The following is a 10,624-nucleotide window of genomic DNA, read 5'->3' on the forward strand; positions in this document are numbered from 1 at the left end:
CCGTCAGCCTTCGACTAGAGATGTTGCACTTCATTTTAGAGCGCGCCATATAATAGAAAGAATCAAACAGCCAACTGTACGTCGGATCTTTTTGTTCGCGACGCTTTCATTATGTACGCATAAAAACTACTCCTGTATTTAATGAGCAATAAATCAGTTTAACACAGAGCCAGGAAAACCATGGTTCAACGAGAGAGAAAATTTTCTTTTGTTCTTAAGCGGTAGTGGCGGACAGAATGATAGAAAAAGTACTTAATCACGAGAAATATCAGCGACTGAGATGTGCCGTGAGATTTTCTCTGGTTCTATACAGCAACCAAACCAATAACAAACATAAGATGGATAATATAATATATATACCGAAACCTAAGGCGTAGCCGTTGATACCCACTAATGCAACGATATCTCCTAGTATCGGAGGAATTGCGAAACCACCAAGACACCCCAATCCTCCGACCCAACCCGCAGTACCACCTACAGCATCTGGTACGTAATGTGGGACCAGTTTAAACACCGCAGCATTATTCACCCCCATACCCGCACCAACCAATATTTCCCCAATGATGGTTAACCATAACAAGCTGGAAAAAGTCATAATTACAGACCCAACTAGCAATGCAATCAGTGAAATAACTGCGGTCTTTTCGCCACCCATCTCGTCAGACAATTTTCCGCCATAAACACGAATAAATGCTGCAATTAATGAAAATACCGCAGTAAGCACTACGGAATGAAATGCGCCCACATGGAAATACGTTTGCCAGAAAATAGGCAACCATGCAGTTAACGCAAGAAATCCGCCAAAATTTGTAAAATACAGAATAACTAGAGGCCAGGTCCGCCAATGCTTTGCCGATAAAAGGAGCGTATGCCAGGTCCCGCCAGTAGGAAAAAGCTCTTGACCGTACTTTTTGGCTTCCTCAGTAGCACGAGCAGTATCATGGTTTCGTTTATAGATTTGGTAATATGGTGCATTCAATCCCATGAGGTAATAAATTATTATTCCAACGATAATAATTGCCAAGGAAAACAAATACCCACCCCAAAGGCCGACGGTCATAATAACGGCCGGCAATATCAAGACAACAAATCCTGGTGATGAATCACCGAGTCCACCAAAAACGGCGAGCGCCCATCCTTGTTTCTTTTTTGAGTACCAATACGATACCTGTCCAATACCAACAGAGAATGTGGCAATTCCACACCCTGCTAGTGCACCAAAGGTTAATAGCATCGGATAGTATTTTGCCGTAAGTTGATTCGGATATAGCGTCAGAAGCATCCAATAAAGCCCGGCAATACCAATAACGGATGCTATTAGCAATACAAGAAAGGGTAATCGACCACCATTCCTGTCAACAGATGCACCAAAGGGTATGCGCAGCAGGGATCCAGTGAGCATAGGCATAGCTACCAATAGTCCCACTTGTTGGGGAGACAGGTGCATAGCTTTAAGAAAGATGTGTGCGGTTGGCCCAAACAGGGAAACAGACCCTGCACCAATAAAAAATCCTATGGTTGCGCCAATTAATGCGCGGTTGGCCGATCCGGTTACTGTGGGTTGAGTGGCTTCCACGTTACCTCCATTTTCATTTTAATGATAATTAAACAACCTTTTCTTTCCCCAACAAATTCGGTGAAATACCAAGGTCATCACTTTTATACGACGGAGCGAATTTTTGAGCGTACCAGCTGATAAGGTCTGACAACATAATTTAATGGTGCAGTCCAAATATGCACAAGCCTACTGAAAGGAAAAAGGAGAAATACAGTAAATCCACAAAACATGTGCACCTTATAGATCAATGGAATGTTTATAATGAGTTGCGGATTGGCTTGAAACTCGGCAATGCTTCGAACATAATGAATAAGTATTTCCATATTTTGGACATGATCATGAATCACTTCGGGCACACTGATGAATTGGGTGCCCAAACCAAAGCAAAGTGTTATCAATAACCATACCAATATAATAATATCCATAGGACGACTAGCGTAACGCACCTTTGGATCAAGCACCCTGCGTAATAAAAGCATGACTCCACCAACCATTGCCACCACTCCGGCTGTGATACCTGCGCTAGCAGCAAGCCATTGATGCTCGACAGGATCTAAACCTAGCCATTCCAGGATGTCGGTCAGAAATCCCGTAAAATGTCCGAGAAAAAGCGTCAGTATGCCTATATGCCAGAGATTACTCGCCCACATCATATAGCGTTTCGATGCTAAAATCTGGCTGGAATAGCTAGTCCAGCCGGCTTGCTCACGTTCATAACGAATAATTGAACCCAACAAGAATATTGTTCCGGCTATGTAAGGATAGATGCCAAACAAGAAGGTATTCCAAGACCAGATCATACAGAAACTCCTGATGAAATAGGTGAAAGAAAATGACTGCGATACAGTACTGGTTCTAATAAACGGGCATAGGGACTCTGTATTTCTGAAAGATTGTTTCGCAATATCTGAATACTTTCGTCTGCGCTGCTCAGAAAGATGTAAGACTCCTCTATCTCTAAGGTTGCCGCGAAATCCAAAACAACAGGTAGGAAGTCTGGCAACGCCCGAGCACCTGGAGCCCATCCATAAGTAGAGTAGTATTCAAGAAGTCGGACGAGAACGTCGCCTCGGCCACGATCATCCTCAGGAAGGATGTGATTACTCAGATGCAGGTCGCAACTGGGATTCCAGTCAAATGTATTCACATATAAAGCTTCTAATTGCAAAGGGGCCAGACTTTGCATCCACTTTATATGATCGTGCAACATAATAACTTCTTTCTTGTGCGCATTGTCTAGTGATTCTAGTGCGAAGGCGATCTCTGGTAGGTTCTGTAGGAGTTCGTCGTCTGGATAATCCAGTAGCAGTGCCACAACGTGCAAAATGGGTTGATGAAAGATACTCATACGTTTCCCCGGTGCCGAACGAAATGGAGCGGCTGCACGTTCGCCGCTGGTGTTTCTTTGCGACGCCTTGGGAATAGCTCTCCAGCGCTGATACCCGCACTACTTTCGTTACCAAACACAAAGCCATTTTGTCCCTGAAAATCATATGGATCATCCATCATGGTTTCCTGATGGCTGGTAGGGATCACAAACCGATCTTCATAATTGGCTATGGCCAGATACCGATACATATCCTGAGCGGTGGCCTCGTCCAAATCGGCTCCGTCTAAAACCTCTGTATTAGGCACGCCTTGAACATGTAGACTGCGCTGATAGGCTCGCATTGCAATGAGTTTTTTCAACGATGCGATTACTGGCTTATGGTTCCCCGCCGTAAAAAGACTGGCTAGATAGTCGATTGGTATACGCAATGATTCCAAGCGTGGGATTATGTCCTCTGCCTTACTCGGAATATTTCGTGGTGATATTTCGCGCCCCATAGGTGATAAAGGTGGGATATACCAGACCATGGGGAGGGTTCGGAATTCAGGATGCAAAGGTAGTGCTATTTTCCAGTCCATCGCCATTTTGTAAATAGGCGAGCGCTGTGCTGCATCAATCCAGGAATCAGGAACGTCATCGAGGCGTGCTTGTGCGATTACCTCTGGATCGTGCGGGTTAAGAAAAATGTTCATTTGTGCTTCATAAAGATCCTTTTCTTCAGTCGTGCCGGCCAGTTCAGCAATGCGGTCCGCATCGTACAACATAATGCCATTGTACCGTATACGTCCCACACAGGTGTCTGAGCAGATAGTTGGCAATCCTGATTCAACTCGGGGATAGCAAGCAATACATTTTTCCGATTTACCGGAGTCCCAATTGAAATATACCTTTTTATATGGGCACGCAGAGATACACATACGCCAACCGCGACAGCGATCCTGATCAATAAGAACAATGCCATCCTCTTCTCGTTTATAAATGGCCCCAGAAGGGCACGCAGCAACGCAGGCCGGATTTAAGCAATGGTTACACATGCGTGGTAAATAAAAAAGAAAGGTTTTCTCGAATTCCCCCAAAAGGTCTTTGCCTGGGACATCTCTAAGATTGTAATCTACAGATCGCGTTTGATAAGTACCACCCAATTGATCTTCCCAGTTCGCACTCCATTCAATTTTTTCCATAACCTGACCGCTCACCAGTGAAACTGGGCGTGCGACCGGTGCTGTTTCTGATAATTGTGCATTGAGGAGATGTGCATAGTCGTACGTAAAAGGTTCGTAGTAGTCCAAAATCTCGGGTAAATGTGGATTGGCAAAAATAGTCATCAGCTCCCAGAAACGACCACCTTGTTTTAGGGATAACTTACCATTCTTCAATATCCACCCGCCATGCCATTGGTCTTGATTTTCCCAGTTTTTGGGATAACCTATTCCTGGTTTGGTTTCGACATTATTGAACCAGATATATTCCGTTCCTCGACGGTTGGTCCAGGTATTTTTGCAGGTCACCGAGCATGTATGACAACCGATGCACTTATCTAGATTAAAAACGAGAGCAAATTGTGCACGTACTTTCATTGACTTTCCTCCACTGCTTGACGCAGTTCTGTCTCTAGATCCGAGCCTAACTGCTTTTCCATCCACGAGATTTGTGCATCGTTTACCTTGCGAATCAGTACTTCAGCATCGCGCTGACTTCCGACAGGTCCATAATAATTCAGTGTCCAGGCGAGTTGTGCATAGCCACCGATCATATGGGTCGGCTTTACAATTACTCGTGTAGCGCTGTTATTGATGCCACCACGTTTACCTGTGCTTGGCGCACCTGGAACATTCAGTGTTTTTTCCTGTTGGTGATACATGATGGCCACCCCTTCTGGAATGCGTTGGCTCACCACCGCACGTGCCATAAGGGCACCATTTTCATTAACTGCTTCTAACCAGTCGTTGTCAGATATTTTAAGCTGATCGGCATCTTTCTCGCTGAGCCAGATATGGGGACCCCCTCGGGAAAGATGCATCATGCGCAAATCGTCATGATAGGTGCTATGAATTCCCCATTTGTCGTGTGGCGTAAGAAACCGTAATACGATGCCACCCTGTTGGGCGATGGCCTCAGGCAAGCCTGCGACGGCGTGTGTGGTTAAAGGCGGGCGATAGGTACAAAGACCTTCACCAAAATCCAACATCCATTCATGATCCAGATAAAACTGACCACGTCCGGTGAGTGTTCTATAGGGCGTGGCATAGTGCACATTTACATATCCAGCATTGTAACTGACTTCTTCCGACATCAGACCACTCCATGAAGGAGATGAAATCACCTTTCGGGGTTGTACTTGCAAGTCATGAAAGCTAAATTTCTCACCCCGGCGATCGTTGGCAAGTTTGGTTAGAGAAAGTCCAGTTTTGGTGCTCAACGACAGCCATCCTTTATGCGCCACTTCTCCGTTAGTCTCCGGGGAGAGATGAAGAACCATATTGCATGCGTTGATATCACTCTCAAGGGAGGGGCGAGCGTCTTCTTTACCCTTTCCTGAAGAAGGGAATGTTCCGTTAATCGCCAGCAATTCCGAAATTTCTTGCCCGGTCTCCCAATGCTCGCCCTTTGCACCATTGCCGTGAGTGGCCAGCAGCGGTCCAATGCTGCTGTACTGTTCATAAATATGCGGATAATCACGTTCCACAATTTCAAAATTTGGACAAGTACGTCCAGGCTCTGGAATTTTTCCTTCACGTTTCCAATCGCTGACTCCCACAGCTTGTCCCAGCTCATTAGGGGTATCGTGAAGTAGTGAAATAGCAAGCAAATCCTTTCTTTTCCCGAGATGTTTTTCAGCAAGTGTTGAAAAACTTTTGGCTAAATGCCGAAAAATCTGCCAATCGCTGCGACTTTCCCAACCTGGATCCACTGCAGCACCAAGAGGGTGGATGAAGGGATGCATGTCTGTGGTGTTCAGGTCGTCCTTTTCGTACCATGTAGCCGTTGGCAGGATAATATCCGCATAGGCCCCAGTGCTATTTAACCTAAAGTTGATATCTATCATTAAGTCCAGCTTGCCAACGGGGGCTTTCTCGTGCCACTGGATTTCTTGCGAAGCTCTACCCGAGCCATCTTCTCCCAGCACGGCATTTTCGGCCCCGAGAAGATGCTTGAGAAAGTATTCATGACCTTTCGCGTTGGTACCGATCAGGTTACTGCGCCAGACGAACAGATTGCGCGGCCAATTCTCTTGGTGGTCAATATCTTCACTGGCAAAAGTGAGATGTCCGTTATGAAGTTCATGAGCAACATAATCCGCAACACCTTTTGAATCCTGGCTGGCGGCTTCGGCGATATCTAATGGGTTACTTTGAAAGTGGGGTGCGGCGGGAAGCCATCCCAAACGCTCGGCCACAATATTGTAATCTGCCAATGTGTGGCCTTTGTAGCTGGCTTTTGCGGCAGGATGCATGAGGCTATCAGCGGTGACGCGCTCATAGCGCCATTGGTCCGTATGTAAATACCAGTAACTAGTCCCCGCTGCTTGGCGCGAGTGTAGATGCCAGTCGCCAGCAAAAGCCAAAGGTAACCACCCAGCTTGGGGTCGAAGTGCTTCCTGACCAACATAATGTGCCCAGCCTCCACCACTTTGACCAACACATCCACAAAGATGCACAAGATTAATAATTGACCGATAATTCATATCGTTATGGTACCAATGATTGGTTCCGGCACCGACAATCACCATGGACTTCCCTTGTGTAAGCACGGCGTTTTCCGCAAACTCTTGCGCGATTCTTATGCAATTCTCTTGTGGAATACCGGTAATGCCTTGCTGCCAAGCTGGAGTGAAAAGCTGATTGCTATCTGTATAGTTTGCATCGGTCGTGCCTTCGATTTCGGCACGGTTGACGCCATATTGTGCAAGCAACAGATCAAAGACGGAACAAACAAATTGTTCACCATGCGTAGTTTGTAAACGGCGCGCCGGGATCTTGCGTTCAACCAGCTTTGCTTGGCCGTCACTATTGCCATAATCAGGAAAAACCACTTGGAGCACGATATCTTGTAAACCTAAGCAGGATAATTCTGCCTCAATGTATTCGTTCGTTGTCGCATCTTCTTGTAGCAGGTTCCAGTTACCCTCAGTTTGACTCCACCGAAAACCTATGGATCCTTTGGGGCATCGATAACTCTCGCTTTTCGAATCATAAACGATAGTTTTCCATTCGGGATTTTCATTTTGACCTAGCTGATTATCAAAATCAGAGGCCCGTAAAAAGCGATCGCTGGTGTATCGGGTATCATCCAACGGTCTTAAGAGTATTTGCATCGGCAGGTCAGTGAATTGTCTTGCATAATCTTGAAAATAGGATGCCTTTTTTTGCAAAAAGAATTCCTGTAATACCACATGACCCATTGCTAAAAATAACGCAGCATCGGTGCCCGCTCGTACAGGTAACCACTCATCGGCAAATTTTACGTATTCCGCATAATCTGGGGCTATCGCGACGACTTTGGTACCTTTATATCTGACTTCAGAATAAAAATGGGCATCAGGGGTACGTGTCGCCGGAATATTGGTTCCAGCTACGATGATATAGGTAGAATTATACCAATCGGCTGATTCTGGTACGTCGGTCTGCTCTCCCCAGACTTGAGGTGAAGATGGTGGGAGGTCGCAATACCAATCATAGAAACTCAGTGGTACGCCCCCAATCAATGAAAGATACCGTGTTCCAGCAGCGTAGCTGATCATCGACATTGCAGGAATGACAGAGAATCCAGCGATACGATCAGGTCCGTAACGTAATATGGTATAAATATTCGCAGCCGCAATGATTTCGTTGATTTCATCCCAGCTACTGCGGACAAAACCGCCCAATCCACGCACCGCGATGTAACTACTGCGTTTTTTTGGGTCTTCCTGAATAGCTCTCCAAGCTTCTACTGGATCTTTCCCCGTGGCTCTTTCATGGCGATATAGTTCCAGCAACCGTGCACGGATCATGGGGTATTTGATACGATGAGGACTATATAAATACCAGGAAAAACTGGCACCTCGTTGACAACCGCGAGGTTCGTGGTTGGGTAGGTCTGGGCGCGTTTGCGGGTAATCATGTGCCTGCATCTCAAAAACAACCAGCCCGTTTTTGACATGGACATTCCAACTGCAACCGCCTGTACAGTTTACACCATGAGTCGTGCGCACTACCTTGTCATACCGCCAGCGATGCCGATATGCGTCTTCCCAGAGGCGATCATCCTGCAATTTGACACCATGTCCATCCGAGAAGGATTCGTGGTAACGAACTAAATACTTCAGGCGATCCAGCAAATGACTCATAAAGAACTCCTTCGATAATGTTTCAGCCGCCTAAGCCTGTAGGATAGGCTTATAAACTTAATTCATACGCACAACATGCTTTCTGACCACGCCTGAGTCTGCTTTGAAAATTTTTTATTCTTTTCGGTAGTAGAAACCTGTTCCTTAGATAATTTTCCTGTAGACACCAACTCAGTATGTAGCATTGATTCTCCCTCGCAATAACGCAGAGTTACAGGCCGCCAGCATGAGAGCAGCCCAAAGAATGAGCATGTTGCGCATTCAGACCAATGCAGAGGCTGAATACACAAAGCCTCTACTTGAATTTGAATTAATTCTGGTAAAAAAAACCGCTTCGCCGCCACAGGTGCAGCATATTGCTTTGATAATCATAGGCCTTATATCTTCAGGTAGACGTCAAAAACCACTAAACACTCCTAATTGTAGCAAAGTTTTGTTATGGTGTGGGCTTTAGAGATTGAGTTTGTCCGCCACGGAGTTGAAGATTGGGCCGAAATCGGCTCCTTTACTTCGATGCCGACAACGTTCCTGCCACGATCATTGAAGCCTCCGGTTCAGGCATGAAGGACCCGACGCCAGAGAATAACCTCACCGGATGAAGCCCCCCGGTGAGGACCATAGTTTTTGGGTGATTTGCACGATGATATAGCTGATGTGGAGTGTCAAGGGGGAGCGTCCAAGGGGCTGCTCCGCAGTCTGCCGAACCATCCGTAACCCTTTGCGAGTATTCTAGATCCCGCGTTCTACCTTGTTGTGTGGCATGCATGAGTGTCAGGTAAATCTGAGTCTGACCCGCGCATGTTTCGTGCTCCGGCCTATGGCGGATAACAGCAATGGGCGGCTGGTGATGGCTTCTTTGCGGATATCCGGGAATAAATGACCGCTATCGGTCTGAACCAGCCCTTCAGTAGAAGAACTACAGGGCAGCCCAATCGGGCAGTGTCCAGTTAAAAGTTTAACAAAGTGTTAACCATTTCACTCCCAACCCAAAAAGTATCAGCACCCCCTCCCTGCAGAAATTCATCGTCCAGACCAGACCATGGCGCAACAAATCTCGTCAGAGTTGTCGGCATTGATGGAAGAAGGAGCGGATTGTGCGTCTAACGAAAAAATAAAAACCGCGTGTTGTTATAGTACAGTACATTTGAAATCTATGTACATATTAGATATACTACGCACTACTGTCATTCCACAAAAAGGAGGCTGACATGACTACACCCTACAAAGATCAACTCCTCGCACTCGGCGAAAAACTCAAACAGGACGTGAAAGCCGCTGGTAAAAAGCGTTCAGAGGTTTTTCTGTCCATCTGGAATGGCATTGAACAAAACCTGCTGGACAAGGATTTCGACTCGATGTCCGCGCGTGATCCAAAAACGCCCGTCGAACTGAGCCTGCGCGAAGGCTTGGTGGATATCGGACGTTGCTATCTGGCAGATGATGACCGCCTGCCCAATGACGCGCAGATTGCCGAACAGTGGTTGATGATCGGGGCAGAGTGGGGGTCCTTCATGGGTCAGATACTGCTGTTGCAGCTCCATATTGCTTCGGGCCAGACGGCCTACGATCCCCGCTGGTTACAGGCGTTCCGGAAATGGCAGAGCGAAGAGAAACGTGGGGATTTCCTCTGGAAGAACCAGAATCGGCGCTTCGAGAAGCTGTCTTCGGTGGCTTTTGAATTGGGTTTAAGAGCGGCTATTGCCCTACAGGACGCGGCCTTGGCGAAAGAAGTGTCGGACTGCATGCAGGCGGCCTCTTGTGATGAGCTGTCATTGATTGGTCTGCAATGGCAGGCAGAGCGGTTATTGACCCAGAATGAACCAATTCCAGAATACAGTCGGCAAATACTGGGTAGCATTACCCCCGGAAATGATGCCAAGGAAAATCAGGCATTGTCCCGCTTCAAAACCTTGCTTGGCCCACTGCCTTTACAGACCTGGCCGGATAGCCCTTCCTGGGCGGAAGGTTTGCGCCAGGACTATCCCTGGATGGTGCCGGCCATAGACAAGCTTGAGAATGAATGGGCACTGCATCATGTGACGAGGCATCCGGTATTGAAATTCCGCCCCCTCTTGCTGGTTGGCAATCCCGGACTCGGCAAAAGCCGCTTTGTGCAAAGTCTGGGGAAGACCCTGGGATTGCCCACGACCTTTTTGATGATGGCAGGGATGAACGATAACATGATGCTCAAAGGCACGGCACGAGGGTGGAGTACCGCACGGGCAGGTTATCTGGTCGAATTCATGCGCGAAAACCGTCAGGCCAATCCGTTGGTCTGTCTGGATGAAATCGAAAAAGTCGGTACCAGCAAACACAATGGCCGCCTTTGGGAAACCCTGCTGACCATGCTGGAACCGACCACCGCCCGCTGCGTCACCGATGAGTATTTGTTGGGACCGGTGGATTA

The 10,624-nt window shown here is 47.1% G+C and carries 6 protein-coding genes; 1 reads left to right on the forward strand and 5 read right to left on the reverse strand.

The window, feature by feature from the left end:
• Nucleotides 1–268: 268 nt before the first annotated feature.
• The 5 genes from H7F08_RS05830 to H7F08_RS05850 form a co-directional block, all read right to left on the reverse strand.
• Complete coding sequence (locus H7F08_RS05830) at nt 269–1,576, reverse strand: MFS transporter (protein ID WP_193640075.1); 1,308 nt, start codon at nt 1,574–1,576, stop codon at nt 269–271.
• An 83-nt stretch (nt 1,577–1,659) separates the two neighbouring features.
• On the reverse strand, nt 1,660–2,358 hold the full coding sequence (gene narI / locus H7F08_RS05835) for a respiratory nitrate reductase subunit gamma (RefSeq protein ID WP_193640076.1): 699 nt from the start codon (nt 2,356–2,358) through the stop codon (nt 1,660–1,662).
• A complete protein-coding gene (narJ, locus tag H7F08_RS05840; RefSeq protein ID WP_035219302.1) occupies nt 2,355–2,906 on the reverse strand; it encodes a nitrate reductase molybdenum cofactor assembly chaperone in 552 nt (183 codons plus the stop codon). Before narJ ends, narI begins: the two co-directional genes overlap by 4 nt.
• Nucleotides 2,903–4,465, reverse strand: coding sequence for a nitrate reductase subunit beta (narH, locus tag H7F08_RS05845; RefSeq protein ID WP_193640077.1), 1,563 nt, complete (start codon nt 4,463–4,465; stop codon nt 2,903–2,905). The genes narJ and narH overlap by 4 nt, the downstream gene beginning before the upstream one ends.
• Complete coding sequence (locus H7F08_RS05850) at nt 4,462–8,217, reverse strand: nitrate reductase subunit alpha (protein WP_193640078.1); 3,756 nt, start codon at nt 8,215–8,217, stop codon at nt 4,462–4,464. The genes narH and H7F08_RS05850 overlap by 4 nt, the downstream gene beginning before the upstream one ends.
• A 1,208-nt stretch (nt 8,218–9,425) precedes the next feature.
• On the opposite strand from H7F08_RS05850, the gene H7F08_RS05855 reads away from it, so the two are divergent.
• On the forward strand, nt 9,426–10,624 hold a 1,199-nt coding region (locus H7F08_RS05855), incomplete at its 3' end, for an AAA family ATPase (RefSeq protein WP_193640079.1).

This window comes from Acidithiobacillus sp. HP-11, assembly GCF_015100075.1.
In the GTDB taxonomy this organism is placed as follows: domain Bacteria; phylum Pseudomonadota; class Gammaproteobacteria; order Acidithiobacillales; family Acidithiobacillaceae; genus Acidithiobacillus; species Acidithiobacillus thiooxidans.